The 18,717-nt window shown below is 52.3% G+C and carries 15 protein-coding genes and 1 pseudogene; 5 read left to right on the top strand and 11 right to left on the bottom strand.

Annotation, left to right across the window (positions count from 1 at the left end):
• Nucleotide 1: 1 nt before the first annotated feature.
• The 4 genes from Q0O07_RS02645 to Q0O07_RS02630 all read right to left on the bottom strand — a co-directional run bounded on the left by Q0O07_RS02645 (nt 2) and on the right by Q0O07_RS02630 (nt 4,900).
• Nucleotides 2-1,120 carry an efflux RND transporter periplasmic adaptor subunit gene (locus tag Q0O07_RS02645; RefSeq protein WP_295490026.1) on the bottom strand — a complete coding sequence of 373 codons (1,119 nt, stop codon included), beginning with the start codon at nt 1,118-1,120 and terminating at the stop codon, nt 2-4.
• A 95-nt stretch (nt 1,121-1,215) separates the two neighbouring features.
• A complete protein-coding gene (gene ahpF / locus Q0O07_RS02640) occupies nt 1,216-2,766 on the bottom strand; it encodes an alkyl hydroperoxide reductase subunit F (protein WP_295490023.1) in 1,551 nt (516 codons plus the stop codon).
• Between the two features lie 112 nt (nt 2,767-2,878).
• A complete protein-coding gene (ahpC, locus tag Q0O07_RS02635) occupies nt 2,879-3,442 on the bottom strand; it encodes an alkyl hydroperoxide reductase subunit C (RefSeq protein WP_295490021.1) in 564 nt (187 codons plus the stop codon).
• Nucleotides 3,443-3,577: 135 nt separating this feature from the next.
• The gene (locus Q0O07_RS02630; RefSeq protein ID WP_295490018.1) at nt 3,578-4,900 is read right to left on the bottom strand and encodes an AarF/ABC1/UbiB kinase family protein; all 1,323 of its coding nucleotides are present in this window, start codon (nt 4,898-4,900) and stop codon (nt 3,578-3,580) included.
• A gap of 193 nt (nt 4,901-5,093) precedes the next feature.
• On the opposite strand from Q0O07_RS02630, the gene Q0O07_RS02625 reads away from it, so the two are divergent.
• Complete coding sequence (locus tag Q0O07_RS02625) at nt 5,094-6,551, top strand: S41 family peptidase (protein ID WP_295490017.1); 1,458 nt, start codon at nt 5,094-5,096, stop codon at nt 6,549-6,551.
• Between the two features lie 20 nt (nt 6,552-6,571).
• Here Q0O07_RS02625 and Q0O07_RS02620 read toward each other — a convergent pair whose 3' ends face one another.
• The 4 genes and pseudogenes from Q0O07_RS02620 to Q0O07_RS02605 form a co-directional block, all read right to left on the bottom strand.
• Nucleotides 6,572-7,324, bottom strand: coding sequence for a 3'(2'),5'-bisphosphate nucleotidase CysQ (locus Q0O07_RS02620; RefSeq protein ID WP_295490015.1), 753 nt, complete (start codon nt 7,322-7,324; stop codon nt 6,572-6,574).
• Nucleotides 7,321-9,243, bottom strand: coding sequence for a sulfate adenylyltransferase subunit CysN (cysN, locus tag Q0O07_RS02615; RefSeq protein WP_295490013.1), 1,923 nt, complete (start codon nt 9,241-9,243; stop codon nt 7,321-7,323). The genes Q0O07_RS02620 and cysN overlap by 4 nt, the downstream gene beginning before the upstream one ends.
• Nucleotides 9,243-10,145, bottom strand: a complete 903-nt coding sequence (gene cysD, locus Q0O07_RS02610) for a sulfate adenylyltransferase subunit CysD (RefSeq protein ID WP_295490010.1) — start codon at nt 10,143-10,145, stop codon at nt 9,243-9,245. Before cysD ends, cysN begins: the two co-directional genes overlap by 1 nt.
• Before the next feature lie 179 nt (nt 10,146-10,324).
• Nucleotides 10,325-10,462 (bottom strand): annotated as a pseudogene (locus tag Q0O07_RS02605) (IS3 family transposase); the annotation flags it as partial.
• 341 nt (nt 10,463-10,803) lie between these two features.
• Between Q0O07_RS02605 and Q0O07_RS02600 the strand changes: the two are divergent.
• A complete protein-coding gene (locus Q0O07_RS02600; protein ID WP_295490007.1) occupies nt 10,804-11,025 on the top strand; it encodes a hypothetical protein in 222 nt (73 codons plus the stop codon).
• A 115-nt stretch (nt 11,026-11,140) separates the two neighbouring features.
• Here the strand turns inward: Q0O07_RS02600 and Q0O07_RS02595 are convergent, their stop codons facing one another.
• Entirely contained in the window at nt 11,141-12,502 is a 1,362-nt protein-coding gene (locus tag Q0O07_RS02595) for a sensor histidine kinase KdpD (protein WP_295490004.1), read from the bottom strand.
• A gap of 831 nt (nt 12,503-13,333) precedes the next feature.
• Between Q0O07_RS02595 and Q0O07_RS02590 the strand changes: the two genes are divergently transcribed.
• The 3 genes from Q0O07_RS02590 (at nt 13,334) to Q0O07_RS02580 (ending at nt 16,382) form a co-directional block, all read left to right on the top strand.
• Nucleotides 13,334-14,062, top strand: coding sequence for a YHYH protein (locus Q0O07_RS02590; protein ID WP_295490001.1), 729 nt, complete (start codon nt 13,334-13,336; stop codon nt 14,060-14,062).
• Nucleotides 14,063-14,220: 158 nt separating this feature from the next.
• Nucleotides 14,221-15,285 (top strand): YHYH protein, encoded by a 1,065-nt coding sequence (locus Q0O07_RS02585; RefSeq protein WP_295490000.1) that lies wholly within the window; start codon nt 14,221-14,223, stop codon nt 15,283-15,285.
• Between the two features lie 65 nt (nt 15,286-15,350).
• Entirely contained in the window at nt 15,351-16,382 is a 1,032-nt protein-coding gene (locus tag Q0O07_RS02580; protein ID WP_295489998.1) for a HupE/UreJ family protein, read from the top strand.
• 8 nt (nt 16,383-16,390) lie between these two features.
• Here Q0O07_RS02580 and Q0O07_RS02575 read toward each other — a convergent pair whose 3' ends face one another.
• Both Q0O07_RS02575 and Q0O07_RS02570 read right to left on the bottom strand, forming a co-directional pair.
• Complete coding sequence (locus tag Q0O07_RS02575; protein WP_295489995.1) at nt 16,391-17,083, bottom strand: response regulator; 693 nt, start codon at nt 17,081-17,083, stop codon at nt 16,391-16,393.
• Entirely contained in the window at nt 17,080-18,603 is a 1,524-nt protein-coding gene (locus Q0O07_RS02570) for an ATP-binding protein (protein ID WP_295489993.1), read from the bottom strand. The genes Q0O07_RS02575 and Q0O07_RS02570 overlap by 4 nt, the downstream gene beginning before the upstream one ends.
• Between the last annotated feature and the right edge of the window lie 114 nt (nt 18,604-18,717).

The following is an 18,717-nucleotide window of genomic DNA, read 5'->3' as shown; positions in this document are numbered from 1 at the left end:
ATCAGCGCGCTTTGGCTGGCGCGCCGCTGGCCTTGGCGGGGCCAGTCCGCACATTGGTACCATCAGAAAGTTTTACCACGCCTTCGGTGACGATTTTGTCACCCACTTTCAGGCCCTCAATAATTTCAACGAGGTTACCGTCGCGCGTGCCGGTTTTGACGGGCGTGCGCTTTACCTTAAGGTCGGAGGCAACCGTGTAGACAAAGCTGGCATCGCCTTCGCGGACCAAGGACAGTTCGGGCACGGCAGGGGCAGTGCGGTTTTTCGACATTATGGTTACGGATAAGAGCATGCCGGGTTTCAATAGGGCATTGCGGTTTGGTAAAATGGCACGCAATGCTGCGGTGCGGGTTTGTGGATTAACAACCGGGTCAATGGCGCTAATGCCGCCCGACGCGAGATAATCTGGAAAGGCGGCGGCCTTTGCCGTTATAACCTGTCCCACCCGGACCTTGTCCAGCATTGTCTCTGGGACGGTAAAGTCGAGCTTGATTGAACTCAGATCGCTCACTGCGGCGATTTCGTCTCCAGCGCTTACTACTGCGCCAACCGAGATTCGGCGCAACGATACGTAGCCGGAAAAAGGCGCACGCACGACGCGGTCACCAATCGAGGCGCGCGCCGCATTTGCTAGCGCCTGTGCCGCAGTTGCAGAAGCGGTTTGCGCGTCCAAACTTGCGTTGGTGGCAAAGCCGCGGCGGTGAAGTTCCCTGATGCGCGTTAGTTGCTGCTCGGCCTCGCGTGCCTGAGCCTGCGCACTGGCAAGCGATGCCGTTTCCTGACCCTGCGCAAGAACCGCAAGCATTTGTCCCTTTTGCACATAGTCGCCATCGGAAAAGCCAAGCTGCGTTATCCGCTCGGTAACCGGCGCTCGGACCGAAACTTGCTCATTTGCGTTAGCTGTTCCCACAGCGACGTAGACATCGGAAAATTCATGGGAGGATGCCGCGCCAATGGTGACCACCGGGGTAGGGCGCTCGCGCTTCTCTGCACCGCCGCCGCCACATGCGGCGACATAGAACATCAATGACAGAATGATTGGCTTACGCATTTTTTCACCGGTTGGGAAATTCAGGAAGGGGCTTACCTCAAACTTGCTGTTGGCGGAACTTATTCCCATCGACCAGTCATTTTCGACAAATGAAGCTTTTCTGCAGAAAAACCTTTTTTTGACACCAAGCTGGGCACACTCGGCGGCGCTATCTTATCTTGCCATCACTGCCGAATGATATGGTCAAAGGCGGACAATCCGGCCTTCGTTCCTTCGCCCATCGCTACAATGATCTGCTTATATGGCACGGTTGTGACATCACCTGCGGCAAACACGCCCGGAATATTGGTCGCGTTATGCGCGTCGACTTCAATTTCCCCGCGGGGCGACAATGTCAGCGGGCCTTTAAGCCATTCGGTATTGGGGACCAACCCAATCTGTACAAAAATGCCGTCGAGATCGATGCGATGGGACTTGTCCGTGTTTCTGTCGGTGTAGACCAAAGCCTGAACCTTCTCGCCATTGCCAATGACTTCAGTGCTGAGCGCGGAGGTAATGATATCTACGTTTGGTAGACTGCGGAGTTTCTTCTGCAACACAGCATCGGCGCGCAATTGTGAGTCAAATTCGATCAATGTGACATGCGCGACGATGCCGGCAAGGTCGATTGCAGCCTCAACGCCAGAGTTCCCGCCGCCAATGACCGCTGTGCGCTTTCCCTTATACAGTGGGCCATCGCAATGCGGACAATAAGCGACGCCTCTGTTGCGATATTCCTCTTCGCCCGGGACGCCCATCTGCCGCCAGCGCGCACCGGTGGAAAGGATCAGTGTCCGCGCCTTTAATGACGCACCGCTTGCGAGTTTGACTTCGTGCAGACCATCGGCGCCAGCGGGGATGAGTTCAGCGGCCGTCTGCAAGTTCATAATGTCGACGTCATATTCGCGGACATGCTGTTCCAACTGGGCGGCAAGCTTTGGCCCTTCTGTGTGTTGGACCGAAATGAAGTTTTCGATACCCATAGTATCCAGCACTTGGCCACCGAAGCGTTCGGCCACAACGCCTGTACGAATACCCTTGCGCGCGGCGTAAATCGCTGCCGCTGCGCCAGCAGGTCCACCGCCGACAACCAAAACTTCAAATGGTTCCTTGGCCGCGATCTTTTCCGCAGCGCGGGCGACGGTGCCCGTGTCCAGCTTTGCCATGATCTGTGACAGGTCCATGCGCCCTTGGCCAAATGGTTCGCCGTTCAGATAGATTGCGGGGACCGCCATGACCTTGCGCGTTTCGACTTCCTCACGGAACATCGCGCCGTCAATCGCCACGTGACTCACGTCGGGGTTGAGCGCCGCCATGATGTTGATCGCCTGAATAACATCAGGGCAATTCTGGCAAGACAAAGAGAAAAATGTTTCGAATTTGAACACGCCCTCAAGCGCCTTCACCGAATCGAGCAGTTCTGCCTCTTCTTTTGGGGGGTGACCGCCCATATGCAACAAGGCGAGCACCAATGACGTAAACTCATGTCCAAGCGGCAGGCCAGCAAAGTGCGTTTCCGCTGTGCCATCGGCACGGCGAATAGCAAAGGAAGGCGTGCGGTCGGCATGACCATCATACCGCGCCGACAGCAAAGGCGATTGTTCGACCACGCTTTGCACCAGCGCGCGCATTTCCGCAGACTTTGGGCTGTCGTCCAACGTCGCGACCAGTTCAACGGGCGTGCGCAGATTTGCCAAATAAGTTTTTAGCTGGGCAATTGTAGCAGCGTCAAGCATCGGGGAGGCCTTTTTTAAGCAAGCACAAGCGTGCCGCGCACAAACGCGGTCGAAATTCTTCGAAAAACGGTATGTTGGGTGCCGCGCCGTTTACGCGGCACCCGATATAAATTTAGATCTTGCCGACGAGGTCGATCGAAGGCGCAAGCGTTTCGCTGCCTTCTTCCCACTTTGCAGGGCAAACCTGACCTGGATGCTCACGCACGTAAATGGCGGCCTTGATCTTGCGGACGAGTTCAACCGCGTTACGGCCAACGCCTTCGCAGGTAATTTCCATAACCTGAATAACGCCGTCTGGATCGACGACGAAGGTTGCGCGGTCTGCAAGACCTTGGCCTTCGCGCAACACACCGAAATTGTTGCTGAGAACGTGGTTCTGGTCGCCAAGCATATGGAAGTTGATCTTGCTGATCGCTGGCGAACCATCATGCCATGCCTTGTGGCTGAAATGCGTGTCGGTCGATACTGAATAGACCTCAACGCCCATGCCTTGCAGGTCTGCATATTGGTCGGCGAGATCTTCCAGTTCGGTTGGGCAGACGAAGGTCCAGTCGGCTGGATAGAAGAAGAATACGGCCCATTTGCCCTTAACGTCGGTGTCCGACACTTCAACAAACTTGCCCGCTTTATACGATTGCGCGGTGAATGGCTTAAGGCTTGAACCAATGATTCCCATGTGAATTACCCTTTGGATTGAGGAGAGTTTGATTTGAACTCACGTGCCTAAACACGATTTTTTTGATTTGGTCTAGCAACGCTTTTTGTAATGACTAATCGTTTTTGTCGATGATAAATATGTTAAGTCCTGACCCTACAAGTAGCGCTTAAGGATACGGTTTACATCCACACACGCCTTTAACCGGCTGGCCAATAAGAAAACGCCACCCAGTTTACGCTGCACAAACAACGTATCGGAGGGCGGAATGTGCCAGTTGCGCCGATCAGCCGCGATTGTCATGCCTTCATCGCGCATGTCGCTGACAAAGTCGGTCCGGCTAAAATCAAACGGCCCGGCCTGCTGGATCATATCAATCGCGGTTGCGATTAGCTTATCAATCTCGCGCTTATTCTGCTGCGCGGTTTGTGCATTCATAAAACCGATGTCAACGATAGCCGCCAGCACGCCGTCTTTATTGCCCACCATACCCATGTGCAGCAACGTTCGATATTGCGCGACCATGCCGTCCGGCAGGGCTCTGGTCGCACCAAAATCGAGCAAAACGACTTGCCGCGTTTCGGGGGCATATCGGTAATTCGCAAAATTGGGGTCTGTCTGCATAAATCGGAATTCAAACAATTCCCGCACTACCAGTTCAATCAGCAGCGTCATAATCCGGTCACGGTCCGCTTGCGGTGCGCTGATCATCGATTCGATCGGAACGCTGTCGATGAAGGACATCGCCAACACATTTTTACTGCTCAGCGATGCATGATAAGAAGGCAGGGCATATTCGGGAGTATCCGCCAACAGCTCGCCAAATTGCATAAGGCACGCGCCCTCACGCGCATAATCCGCCTCTTCATGTAACTGGCGTTTCGCCTCCGTCAACAATGCCGTGATATCTAGCGTTTTTGGAAGCACATTCGATAAACGCAACAGCGCGGCGACATTATCGACATCGCTATCGATGCTGCGGCGCACCCCGGGATATTGGATTTTGACGGCTAGGTCCTGATGATCCAGCGTAAGTGCACGGTGCACTTGCCCGATGGAGGCCGCCGCTATGGGCTGCTCATCAAAACGTATGAACTGCGCGCGCCAATCCTTTCCCCAATGGCGCGTCATGACCATGTTCAGCTGTGCTGGCGGCATATGTTGGGCATCGGCACGAAGTCTTGCAAAAATGTCCGTCAGTTCAGGCGGCAGGAAATCGCCGGTATCCATCGAAAAAAGCTGTCCAAGCTTCATCGCTGCGCCCCGCATTTGTCCAAGCTGAAGCGTGACCCGCATTGCATTTGCTGGCGTCATCAGCAGGTCGCCCACGGTTGGCCTGCGGCCACTGGCCAGTTGCCGCGCGCCATCCAGCAACATGCTTCCGGCGATACCCGTTGCCATGTTGCCGAAGCGGGCAATACGGGAGAGCCGTCCGCTTGGGACGCGCAGTCCCTTGGACGCGAATTGATCAGGGGGCATGAAATGGCTGCTCTGGGAATGGGACACCACCTAGATGAGATGCCGCACGCCGTTCGGCAAGGTAAAGTGGCAAAAGAATTTACAAGAAATAGACTTGAATCCGCAGTTTAAGATAGAAATTCCACTTGTGCATAGTTCGCAACGGGTGCACCTATATGTCATTGGGATTATACAAAAATAATAGGAGCAGGGTATGAAAAAGCGTTCGTTAAACAGCATCATTCTTATACTTGCTGCAGGCGTTTCGGCATGTGGCGGCGGCGGTGGAAGTGATTCAAGCGGCGGAACAATCACCGTTCCACCTGTGAGTGTGACGCCTCCACCCCCGCCTCCACCTCCACCCAATTCGACCTGTAGCTTGCTTAATCGGCAGAATTTTGCGGGGTCCGTCCTGAATGAATGGTATCTGTTTCCAGAAACGCTGCCAACCGCACTCAGCCCCGCAGCTTACACCACCGTGGACGACTATATTGACGCCTTAACCGCGACTGCACGTGGTCAGGGGCGAGACCGGTTTTTCACGTACATTACTTCTATCAAAGAAGAAAACGCCTTCTTCTCGTCAGGTGCAACGGCCGGATTCGGCGTGACTTTTTCGTTTCAAGGCACACGCTTGTTCGTTACAGAAGCTTATGAGGGCGCGCCAGCGCTTGCCGCTGGCATTGACCGCGGCGCGGAAATTGTGGGGATCGGTACCGATTCTTCGAATATTCGGTCGGTAGCGGACATATTGGCGGCACAAGGATCTGCTGGTCTATCCAGCGCTTTGGGTCCGAATACCGTTGGGACCAGCCGCGTATTTCGGATAACGGACTCAACCGGCACCCGCAATGTCACCGCGGCCAAAGCGGAATATGACGTTAGGCCGCTGTCAGCGCGTTATGGGGTGAAGATCATCGACAATGGCGGCGGACAGCGTGTTGGATATATCAACATGCGCACGTTCATCTCGACTGCGAATGACCAACTGCGAACTGCGTTTTCGGATTTCCGCGCCCAAGGCATCACAAACTTTGTTATCGATTTCCGCTATAATGGCGGCGGGCTTGTCTCGACGGCGGAACTAATGGGCGACTTGCTTGGGGCCAACCGAACTAACAACGACATTTTTGCAGTCACGCGTTTCCGCGCTTCCAAGTCATCGCAAAACCAAACGCGCCGCTTTTCGCCGCAGTCACAGTCGGTGTCACCCGTGAAAATCGCTTTCATCTCCACTAGGGCTACGGCGTCTGCCAGTGAATTGGTGGCGGCGGGCCTCGCGCCGTATCTCGGGACTAACGCCGCTTTGATTGGCAGCAACAGTTACGGTAAGCCCGTCGGGCAGATTGCCGTTGATTTGTCAGCTTGTGATGATCGCATTCGCGTTGTTGCCTTTGCGATGGAAAATGCGGCTGGGCAGGCTGATTATTACTCGGGTCTTGCGGGCACTTTGCGCACCACTTGTGCAGCGGCTGACGATATCACCCGGCCTTTAGGCGACCCGCAAGAGGCATCGCTGCGTGCGGCGCTTGATTTCGTGGCGGGACGCAGTTGCACGCCAATCGCGCTCGCCCAAAGCGCGCAAAGCACAGCTTCACGGAATGAACTTCGTGCCTTGCCTGCGCCGAGAGACGCCAGCACAGCGCAGCGTGAGATACCGGGATTGTTCTAAAAGCATCCTGATAGATGCGCTCAGGTCGCCTGCGTGGCCGCCCTGAGCGCGTCCAACACGCTTTGGGCATGCTCTTTGCGACAAATGAGCAGGTCCGGGATATATGTATCCGCCTGATTATAGACCAAAGGGCTGCCATCGATACGGCTGACGTGCAGACCAAAGGCGGCAGCGACAGCCGCGGGCGCGCAATTGTCCCATTCATACTGCCCGCCATTGTGCAGGTAAATGTCGGCCTCACCGCGCACCACCGCCATTGCCTTTGCGCCTGCGGAACCCATCGGGATGCATTCAGCGCCTAAAGCGTTTGCCACGGTCAACGCTTCTGCTGCGGGCCTGGTTCGGCTGACTACCATGCGCAGTTTTTCAGGGGCGGGGGGGATTTCGGTCGGCTGATCGCTCCTGAGAACCACACCCAAGCCGGGAAGTGCGACCGCGCCAATCACCGGCGCGCCATCTATAGAGAGCGCGACGTGGACGGCCCAATCGGTGCGGCCTTCACCATATTCGCGGGTGCCATCAACCGGATCAATGATCCACACGCGGGATTTTGACAGGCGCGCGTCGGTATCCTGGCTTTCTTCTGACAATAATCCGTCATCCGGACGTTGTTCGGCAAGGGCATGGACCAAAAACTGGTTGGCGGTTTGATCGCCAGCCTTGCCAAGCGCATGCAATGACAGCAGCCCGCTTTCGCGCACTTGCAACAGCAGTTTTCCAGCGGTTTCGGCCAAATATGCCGCCAATGCGCTATCGTCGGCGACAATGCTCATTTTAACGGCATCAGCTGGCGAACAATATGTTCTGCGGCTTCGGCAGGGGTCATTTCGACCGTATTCACGCGGATGTCGGGGTTTTCAGGTGGTTCATAGGGACTGTCGATTCCTGTAAAATTCTTTAATTGTCCAGCACGCGCCTTTTTATAAAGCCCCTTCACATCGCGCGCCTCGGCGACCTCCAATGGCGTATCGACGAATATCTCGACAAACTCACCCTCCGGCATCATCGCCCGCACCATATCGCGTTCCGCGCGGAATGGGGAAATAAATGCAGTCAAGACGATGAGACCTGCATCTGCCATCAGCTTTGCGACTTCGCCCACCCGGCGAATGTTCTCAATCCGGTCGGTTTCCGTAAAGCCCAAATCCTTATTGAGGCCGTGGCGGACATTGTCGCCATCAAGCAAAAATGTATGCCGGTTCAACAGATTGAGTGTTTTTTCCACTTCATTGGCAATCGTCGATTTGCCCGAACCGGAAAGGCCGGTGAACCACAAAATCTTTGGCTTTTGGTTTTTGAGCGCAGCATGCGCCTCGCGGCCAATGTCGGTGGCTTGCCAATGGACATTTTGTGCGCGCCGCAAAGAAAAGTGCAACATGCCGGCAGCGACGGTCGCATTGCTGATCTTGTCGATCAGGATAAATCCGCCCAAGACACGATTGTTGGCATATGGTTCAAACACAATAGGTTTGTCGGTTAATATTTCCGCGACCCCAATGGCATTCAGCTCCAACGTCTTCGCCGCCAGATGCTCCATATTGTTTACGTTGATCGTATATTTGGGGGATTGCACCGTGGCCGACACCGTTTGCGTCCCAAGCTTCAGCCAATAGGCCCGCCCCGGAGTCAAAGCCTCGTCCGCCATCCAGACAATGGTGCTTTCAAACTGGTCGGAAACCTCGGGCGGATTGTCTGCAGCGGCAATCACATCTCCGCGTGAACAGTCGATTTCGTCTGCGAAGCAAAGCGTAACCGATTGGCCTGCAACTGCTTCGCTGAGCTCGCCGTCAAATGTGACAATCTTGCTGATCGTTGACGTCTTACCTGACGGCAGCACGCGAATATAATCGCCCGGACGCAATATGCCCGTTGCGATCTGGCCAGAAAATCCCCGGAAATCGAGATTGGGCCGATTGACCCATTGTACCGGCATACGCAATGGCTTGGCCTGATCCGCGTCATTATCAAGCGCGACGGTCTCCAAATGCGCGATCAGCGGCTGCCCCACATAATATGGCATATGGACGGAACGCTCGGTGATATTATCGCCTTTGAAGCCGGATATCGGCATGGCGGTAAAATCGCTTATGCCGATGCTGCTGGCAAATGCAGTATATTCGGCGACGATTGCATCATATTTCGCCTGATCATAGTCGATCAGGTCCATCTTGTTCACGGCAAGGACGATGTTTCTGATGCCCAGTAATTTGGCAAGATAGCTGTGGCGCCGCGTCTGCACGAGAACGCCTTTACGCGCGTCGACCAAGATTACCGCAAGATCCGCGGTTGATGCGCCCGTGACCATATTCCTTGTATATTGTTCATGGCCCGGGCAATCGGCGACGATGAATTTTCGCTTCTCGGTCGCAAAAAACCGGTAGGCGACGTCGATTGTGATGCCTTGCTCACGCTCGGCTGCAAGCCCGTCCACAAGCAACGCAAAGTCGATCTCTTGCCCTTGCGTGCCCATCCGTTTCGAGTCGGATTCTAATGCCGCAAGTTGATCTTCAAAGATCATTTTGGAATCATATAATAACCGACCGATGAGCGTCGATTTACCGTCATCTACGGAACCGCAGGTGATGAACCGCAACAAAGACTTATGCTGGTGGACATTCAGATAGGCGTCAATGTCTGAAGCAATAAGGTCATCGGTTTTGTAGATGACTTGGTCGGTTGTGACGGGCGACATCAGAAATATCCCTCCTGCTTCTTCTTCTCCATGCTGGCGGCCTGATCATGGTCAATAGCGCGCCCTTGGCGTTCGGAGGTGGTGGTCAGCAGCATTTCCTGAATAATCTCGGGCAAGGTTGCCGCGTGGCTTTCGACCGCGCCCGTCAGCGGATAGCATCCAAGCGTCCGGAAACGAATGGAGCGTTCAACCGGAACCTCGGCGTCTTTTAACGGAAAGCGGTCATCATCTATCATCAGCAACATGCCGTCGCGTGTGACAGTGGGGCGTGGGGCGCTGAAATAGAGTGGCACTATCTCGATATTCTCAAGGTGGATATATTGCCAGATATCGAGTTCAGTCCAATTGGAGATCGGGAAAACCCTTATGCTCTCTGCTTTCGCTTTACGTGCATTATAGAGGTTCCATAATTCGGGCCGTTGGTTCTTTGGATCCCAAATATGCGTCGCGGTGCGGAAAGAGAATATGCGTTCCTTGGCCCGGCTCTTTTCCTCGTCACGCCGCGCCCCGCCGAAGGCGACATCGAAACCATATTTATCGAGCGCTTGCTTCAACCCTTCGGTTTTCCACATATCGGTGTGCAGCGACCCATGATCAAAAGGGTTGATGCCGCGGGCAATCGCCTCTGGGTTCTGGTGGACCAATAATTCCATACCGGCATCGCGCGCCGCCTTTTCGCGCAACGCGTACATCGCCTTGAATTTCCATGTCGTATCGATATGCAACAACGGAAATGGCGGCGGCGATGGGTAAAACGCCTTGCGCGCCAAATGCAGCATCACGGCGCTATCTTTACCCACGCTATACAGCATCACCGGCTTGTCCGCCTCGGCGACAACCTCCCGCATAATATGGATGGCTTCAGCCTCCAGGCGCTCAAGATGGGTCAGGGTTTTGGTCATAGTCTGTTTCGCTTCCTATGATCCTCATAGTCAGAAGTCATGGCATCCCGCAAACAAGACATTCTTGTTAGGGCAAATAGCGCAGTTTTAGCGAAGGTGACGAGAACGGTGTGATTAAATCGCCGGAGCTTAACCATCATTCTGGACTTGTAACGGTTTTGCGCCAATCACTTATCTCATTATGCCACCTTTGCTTCGAACGCCAGCGGGCCGATACAACTCAGATATGAGCGATGGCGGCGGGTGTTGTAGACCCCGTTGATGTGCTGGAAGTTGGCGGTTTCCGCCTGCCTTGGTGTTGGCCATTTCTGCCGCCACGGCCTCCCTGCGTTCGAACTTTTGCAGGACGTCTTTAGCCAATGCATGATCGTACACGACGCATCGACGGACGCAGGCGGACATCATGCAACGCCATTTCGCGGATGACGCACCTGTGGCCAAAATGCCATCGCGGCACCTAAGTTTACAAACTTATCCGCAAAACGCGGTATTTCTGTAAACTTACGGAAGCTCTGCGAGGTTGGCTCACCGGGGAGGAAAGCCGGGGTTGGGTTCAACACATTCAAAGAGCCTACTGCGCAACAGGTGAGCGATCAACGCACAGAATCTCAAAGCAAATCCTACATTGCAAGCGAAACCTATTTAGGGGTGATCGCAATTGTCACCGGAATTGCACGGAATTGTCAGCCACCATAACACAGGTTTGGCGCTGGTCACACCGCTGGCGCAGCAGGATAAAGACAGCGCGGCGCAAAGCTATTTCGGGGATGACGCACCTGTCACCGGAATTCCCACCGGAATTCCCAGCAGGCTTGATCCGACCGCAGTGAAGGCGTTCTTGGAAGAAGAAACAACATTTTCTGCGATAGCACATGCTTAGACAGATGATCCATAACCGAGCGTCTCTGTGCCTTGGTATCAATCATTACTGATCTTATGAATCGTGACGTGCACATAAATCGTCTGCCGCGGCTCCGGCCATGCGCAAGGCCTTGTCAGGCCGGGATTTCAAGATGGAATGTTACCTCATTATCGGCGATATTATGGCCCAATGTGCCTTGATGCATTTTAGCAACCTCGCTGACAATGAAGAGGCCAAGACCATCCCCGTTGTAGCGGCTATCTACACCGCGCTTATTTCGTGCAAAAATGTCACCGTCTAACATAGCCTTATCGATTAAGCGGTTTGTTATAGCAAATTGAACGGAGAGCCTGTCTTCGTCCGTCCCGATTTTAAAAATAATTGGCGTTTCAGCTGGCGAATATTTGACTGCATTTTCAAGCAAATTGCGTAAAGCCAGACGCAACACAATCGGGTCAGCTTCGGCAAAAATATGAGGCTGGACGAATTGCAAATTTATACGGGGCTGGTCTATCGGATTGATATCCAGATACGCGAGTTGTGAAACATCGCATATGTCGATGGACACAAGCTCCGGCTTTCTCCGATTTGAAATCAGCGTGGCACCAAGCAGCGAGTTTGATATCGAAAGCGTGATAGAGTTTAAGACTGTAACCATGTTGGTCAATTTGGACTTTACGCCAACGGCTTTTTTCCCCAATTTTGCCACATCAGCCGAGATGCTTTGCAACGCGGCCTGTGCAGTATTGAGTGGTTGTCGCACTTCATGGGTTAGCATCTTAATGAGGTTTTGCCGTTCGTCGGCCAACTTATTCGTCTCAATGAGCGTAGCTTGTTTCAGTCTGATCTCATACGAAAGCATAGCGTTACGGCGAAGTTGCCTCTCTCTTTCTCTCTGGCTCTGCCCGAAAATGAGCGCCAGAAAAAGTAATTGAATAGCCAATGATGCTAAGCAGAGCGCAGAAAAATTGGCTACGCCTCGGGCAGAAGATTCAACCAGCCTCTGATTTGGAACGAATGGAAATGCTTGGCCGATGACAAATAGCACGGCAATCATGCCTAAGGCCATTCCTGCAACGGCATACCCCTTCTGTTTCAAGCCATACCATTGTCTATTTCTCAAAAGATACATCAGGCTTGCAGCCAATGCAAAAAACATACCCAGTAAAAAATAATTTCGTCTGTAGTGTATATCTGGGTAAAATGCGACGATTGATGCACATATTAAGCTCAGAAGTAAAAATAAATGTGGTAAGAAATAACGTTTGAACCAAAAATTCTTACCAGAAAAAGCAAGTGACTTTAGTGATCCACTTAAAATTGTTAAAGAAATACCTATACCAACGTAATATACGTTTTCAATATTCGATAAAAATAACATTCCTAAAATGCCAACGATATTTGATAAAATCCATATATCTCTTTCTCGACCTTTATTACCAAAAATAAGAATACATATGGTGTATGAAATTAAGGATCCTGTAAAAAAATACACTAGGAGTACTATACTGATATCAGGTATATATGACATTTAATTTCTCAAAACCTATATCTTTAACTAGCTTAAAACCCACGCTGTGTGCAGCCCGACATGGCTGCAAAACGCAGGGTTGAACGCATCTGAACTAAGCCGTCAACTTCGGAACTTCGCATAGCCCTTGAAACCTTGGGCGGCAACGCATTTGGGAACGGGGGATAATAATACGAGTGCCAGCCCTGACGACGGACACTGACGGGGAACACCTTACAGTCACTACGATAAACCCAAAACACTCTCCTATTTTACGAAGCCAGGCTGTCTATTCAATGCTGACGGGGGACAGAGGACGCCAAGACACGAGCAGTCGTTTGGACGGGCTCGATTTGTTCAAACGCCCGGTCGCTTAAATGCAAAACGCCGCCTAACAACTAAGTAAATGACGCAGGGATAGGCCCCCGCGCGCCCTTTGGATCGATGACGTCCATAATACATCCACATTTGCGTATAACATACCCAAAAACGCCATCGATTTGGGAAAATGTCTCCATGCTAGCTAACAAGAGCCGCTCAACTAGACTCAATGTCCTTGCTTTGAGCGCGATTCTATACAGTCTTTCGGGATGCGGCGGGGATGAAGTGGGCGGCGGCACAATTCCGCCGATTACAGTTGCGCCAACACCGTCACCCGCTCCCCCACCGACTCCAATTACGCCTCCGCCATCCCCGACAGGTTATAACACAGCTGCAGTGCTTTGCCCGTTAAGCGGCAGCTACCAAGGCGTATATAGCACGTCGGGAATTTTGACATCGACATGGAGTTGGGTCTGCAGCGGGACGGCACGTTCATTGGTCGCGAATGGCTTGCCCAACCATGCGGTTGGCACTTTCCCCAATGCTGGAAACCCAAATCTTATTTCAAGCCAAAATGTAAACTTCGCAGCCACGCTAACTCCGGTATTAAGCGCCGTAACCCGAAAAATTGGTCCCGGAGGGGTGAGCGCCTACTCTTTGCAGGGAGTGAAATTTGATCCTGCAACGGCAGGCACTTGTGCAGGAACAATCACAGCAGCTTCGCAGTGCAATCTCGCAAATGGTGCAGGAGGAACCTGGGCAGTCGAAGCGCTCGGCCAAGATACATTCAATTTTGGTGAAGACTCGAACAACGCACATGTGCAGCCATCAGGCGAATATCATTATCATGGTATGCCGGAAGCATTGCTCACCAACTCAGGAGTAACCGACACCAGCCGCAAAATGCTCCTTGTCGGGTGGGCGGGCGACGGATTTCCTATATATGCCCGCTATTGTTACAGCGACCCTAATAATGCCAACAGCGCACTCAAGGTTTGCACGGGTAGCTTTGTCAAAGACACTGTGGCGGATTCCGGTCGTCCATCAACGTCACTCGTGCCACTTGGCGCATTTACCTCAGACTGGACTTATACGGCGGGCACCGGTGACCTTGACGAATGCAATGGTCGGACAGGTGTGACGCCGGAATTCCCCAACGGAATCTACTACTATATGGCCACCGATAGCTATCCGTATTTCAGCCGCTGCGTGAAAGGGGCCTAAGGGTGACAAAATCAGGCCTCCAACAACGGTGGGCCATTCCAATTACATTGATTGCAATTGGTGTGGGGGCGTTGGGTGCAGTCGCTCTAACTGCGCAAGACGGAGGCGACCGAAACGGCGGTCGGCAAGGCGGACGACAAGGGGGCCCGCCGCCTGAAATGTTAAAGGCCTGCGTCAATAAATCCTATGGAGATGTTTGCACCGCGACGGGGCCTCAGGGCCGCAGTATATCCGGCACTTGTTTCGCTCCGCAGGATCGCCCACTTGCTTGCCGCCCTCAAAACGCAGGACCCAACAACCCGGTTGGCGGACTAACTCCCTCCGAGCAGGGCGGCGCAATTCTATCGTCGCAGGCCGATACATCAGCAATTCTGTGTGGCATCAACAAAACGGAATTAAACAAAGCGCTTGGTTTGGAAAGTATAGCGAAGTGGGCCTGCACCGCGAGTAATCGCGTTTTGACGTCAAATGGGATTCCTAACCACTATACGGGAGCCTTCCCCAACCGCAACAACCCTAACCGAATTTCTGCCCAAAAGATTACGTTTAGCGCGGCGTTACACCCAGTAGCGCTCGTAGGTACTGGCACGCCGGTCCGGATTGCGGGCTACGCCCTTAACGGCATAAAATTCGAACCTGGAACGGCGGGCCGCTGTCCAACGGGTGTCAGCAATCCGACCCAGTGTGATTTAGGCCGTGGGACTGGTCCGTGGGAAATCGAGGCGTTGGGTCAGCAAAGCTTCAATTTTGGTGATGATATGAACCATGCTCATGTCCAGCCAACTGGCGAATATCACTATCATGGTGTTCCAGAAGGGATGCTGTCCGCCGGTGCTAAGTCAGGCAAGGAAATGATGCTTATTGGCTGGGCCAGCGACGGCTTCCCAATTTATGCGCGATATGGCCGGTCTGACCCAAGGTCAGGCAGCAGCCCGCTTCGATTGATGAAAGCTAGTTATCAGTTAAAGACACGGCCTGCTGATGGACGCCCCCCTGTAAATCTAATTCCCTTGGGGGCATTCACACAGGACTATGAATATATCAACGGGTCGGGTGATCTCGACGAATGCAATGGTAGTTTTGATGTAACGCCAGAATTCCCAGGCGGTATCTACCATTATTACGCGACAGACGGCTATCCATTCGTGCAACGTTGCGTAAAAGGCACCACGAGCATCGGCGCGATACGTCAGCCTTCAAGAGGCGGAGCAAAGCGCCCATAATGCTGAGCCGAATATGTGTTCTGATTTGCATACTTAGTCTGTCGGGCGCAGCGTATGCACATCTGTTGCCCAAACAAAATGCAACAATGAATGTCGTCGATGAGGCCATTTTTTTCGTCGTTTCGGTGCCTGCCTCAACCCTGAAAAACGTTGACGCCGACGGTAACGGTTTGCTGTCGATAGCCGAAGTCCAAGCTGGTAATCTCAGTATTCGCCGTCAATTTGATGCTCGCTTCCACGTTAGCAGTAATGGTAAAAGAGGCGAGAAGGTACTGACATGGGTGATGCCGCCACAAACCGGTGCAGAGACTGCCGACACAGATTATCTCGTTGTGTTGCACAGGACCAATTTTGCGAAGCCGCCCAAAAATCCAAGAGTTGAAACAGACTTATTTGGCACCAAAGTAGGTGAAGCGCGGTTGGTTATGACAGCGACACACAAGGTTGACGGGGTCAAAGCCAGCGAAACATCTATTCTTGAAACTGACAATCCCGCGCACACATTTTTTCGAGGCGCTTGGGCAATTTTCGCTGACTTCGTTCATATCGGCATTGGCCACATATTAGGTGGGGCAGATCATCTGCTCTTTCTGCTTACGATAGTCGTTGTTGCGGCGGGATGGAGATATTGGCTCTGTATCGTCACCAGTTTTACCATCGCACACAGTTTTACTTTGGTGATTTCAGCGCTCAATGTTGTCAGTATTTCCTCAAGTGTCGTAGAGATCGGTATTGCCGCCAGTATCGTTCTCATGGCAATGCTTAATCTGTTGTCATCCAGCGCGATCAGCACAAAAATCGAATGGAAGCGCATTGTCATCGTTTTTGCTTGCGGACTCTTGCATGGCTTGGGCTTCGCCGGTGCGGTCAATGTTTTTGCAACTGGTTCAGGAAACCAAATAGCAACGCTTCTTGGCTTCAATGTGGGAATTGAGCTCGGACAATTGCTGTTTCTCGGTGCGTTGCTATTTGTATCCACGCTTGTAACGAGGTTAGGTCGGGCACGCTTTGCACAACAGCTACCTCGGTTTGCATCATGGTGCGCTTTAATTTTGGGCGCTATATTGCTCTTGGTCAGAGTGGCGGCCGAACTATAGAGCTACCTTTATTTGTCCGAGCCGGGATCGAACCGATACCCCGCACCATAAACTGATGTGACACATCTTGTTTCTGGATCAATAGCACTGATCTTTCGCCGGATATTTTTTATATGACTGTCTACCGCGCGATCACCGCTGTCTTCGGCACGTTCACCTAGCCTATCAAGTAACTGGTCGCGCGAAAAAACACGACCAGGTTGTTTCATCATCGCAGCCAAAATTTGATACTCCGATGCTGACAGCGGCAAGACGTCTCCGCGCCAAAACGTGGCTTGCTGCCTTTCGTCTACCCAATAGCGCTGAGCGGAAATATCGTTTGCTACACGGCCTTCTGATCGGCGGACTAACGCGGCTATGCGAGCGACGACCTGCTTTGGGCTAAATGGCTTGATGACGTAATCATCGGCGCCGCAGTCAAAACCGGTCAACATATGGCTTTCCTCAACCCGAGCAGTAAGCATCAAAATTGGTACTGCGCTAAATTTTCGGATCGCTTTGCAAATCGTTATGCCATCACTCGCCGGTAGCATGAGGTCGAGAATTATTGCATCTGGCGAATTAAGCTTTACTTCGGCTACTACATCACGGCCATCGCCGAATATCCGCGTTTTGAAATCGGAGTCGGATAGATAGTCGCTTAATAATAAAGCGATTTTAGGATCATCCTCAATGATGAATACAGTTCGCAAACTTGTCATCTATTACGCGCATCTTGAGGCAAAATGACTGTTACGCACAATCCACCGAGCACGGATTTTGCGACCGAGATACTTCCTCTATGTGAATTTACGATCGCTTCACTGACGGAGAGCCCAAGGCCACTGCCTCCAGATGCCCGATCACGCGATTGCTCGGCGCGAAAAAGAGGTTGAAACAGCCGTCCTATATTTTCGCTGGAGACTGTCGGTGCGCTATCATCGATTTGAATGGATACCTTAGAAGGAGTCGACGTTAAGCTTATCAATGTTCTCCCGGGGGCCGTGGTATATCGCAAACTATTGGTCAATATGTTGGCGAGCAATTGCCCGATCCTTTCACTATCCCAGACCACATGCATTTCTGAATGCCCTTCGCAATTCACATCGAGATCAAGCCCAGCGCTCCGAAACTTCGATTCAAACCGATTGGAAAGTCGACGTATGATTTCGACGGCGTCGCAGGTTTCAAACTCGCATAACGTGCCTTTCATGTCTGCAACCGCAAGTTGATGGAGATCATCCACGATACGCCTCAATCGCTGAGCTTCGTCGGACAGGGAATTGATGGCGACGACATTGACTGGCCTTACGCCGTCCTTCAACGCGTCTAATTCGCCTACAAGAACGGTTAAAGGTGTACGTAATTCATGGCTTATTTCAGCAAGCCAGCGACGTCGGCTATCATCTAAGTTTGAAAGGCTTTCAGCCATACTATTGATATGCAGACCCATAGCTGATAGCTCATCATCGCCCCGTACAGCAACCCGCGCAGTCAAATTTCCTTGGGCAATTTCGTTGGCCGTATGCCGTAACTCTGCCAATCGATTTACCCCAAGTCTAGCGATCAAAAAGGCGGGTACGACCGCCAAAAAGAGCAACAGTAAAATCACCAATGCTGAATTCTGATACTGGCTTTTCAGAAAATTCGCGTCGACATTTCCGGGTACTCGCCGACGGGGAAGCAATTTTGCAAACGCTACAATTTTGCCGTCAACGACTATTTTCTGCACAAGAACTTTCGCACTAATCGCGCCTTGTGGCGGAGGCGGACCAGTGATCTGAATTCCTGCCGCATTAAATATCATTAAGCGTTTGGCAAAACCACCGGGTGGCGTTTTGCCTCGTTGAGGCCTTAGGCTAACTGGCGAAAGTGTTTCGGTGGAAGAACCGATGCTCCCCGCCCCGTTTGAACCATTTGCAGACTTCAGTGCATTAGGAACGTCGCCGCGACGAATCATGTCGGTAATCAGCGCATTGATATCGACGCTTCCATCGGCTTTGAATTTAGACGGTTCATTCGCAAAAACATTGTTTGCCGCTGCCTTGGCGAACTCCTCCAATTGCTGAATATCTTGAGCTTCAAGATATTCTGAAAATCCATTGCGAAGGCTGAACGACAAAATAAAAGCCATAGCCATTGCGGTGAGCAACACCGTACCCGCAATTACGATAAATAATTGATGAAAAAGGCGCAAGCGCATTGAATGTAGGACTGTACGGACTCGTGGGACATCTTTCATATTGCCGATAGGCAACCAGAAGGATGGATCCAATGACAAAGGAAGACCGCGATATTCAGCGCAAGCTCAAGGTGCTGCGCCATGCTGAGAAGATCAGTGACGTGGGCAAAACAT

The sequence above is a fragment of the Sphingorhabdus sp. EL138 genome (assembly GCF_945890115.1).
In the GTDB taxonomy this organism is placed as follows: domain Bacteria; phylum Pseudomonadota; class Alphaproteobacteria; order Sphingomonadales; family Sphingomonadaceae; genus Sphingorhabdus_B.
The sequence above is the reverse complement of the archived record's forward strand: the minus strand, read 5'-3'. Positions and strand labels throughout refer to the sequence as shown.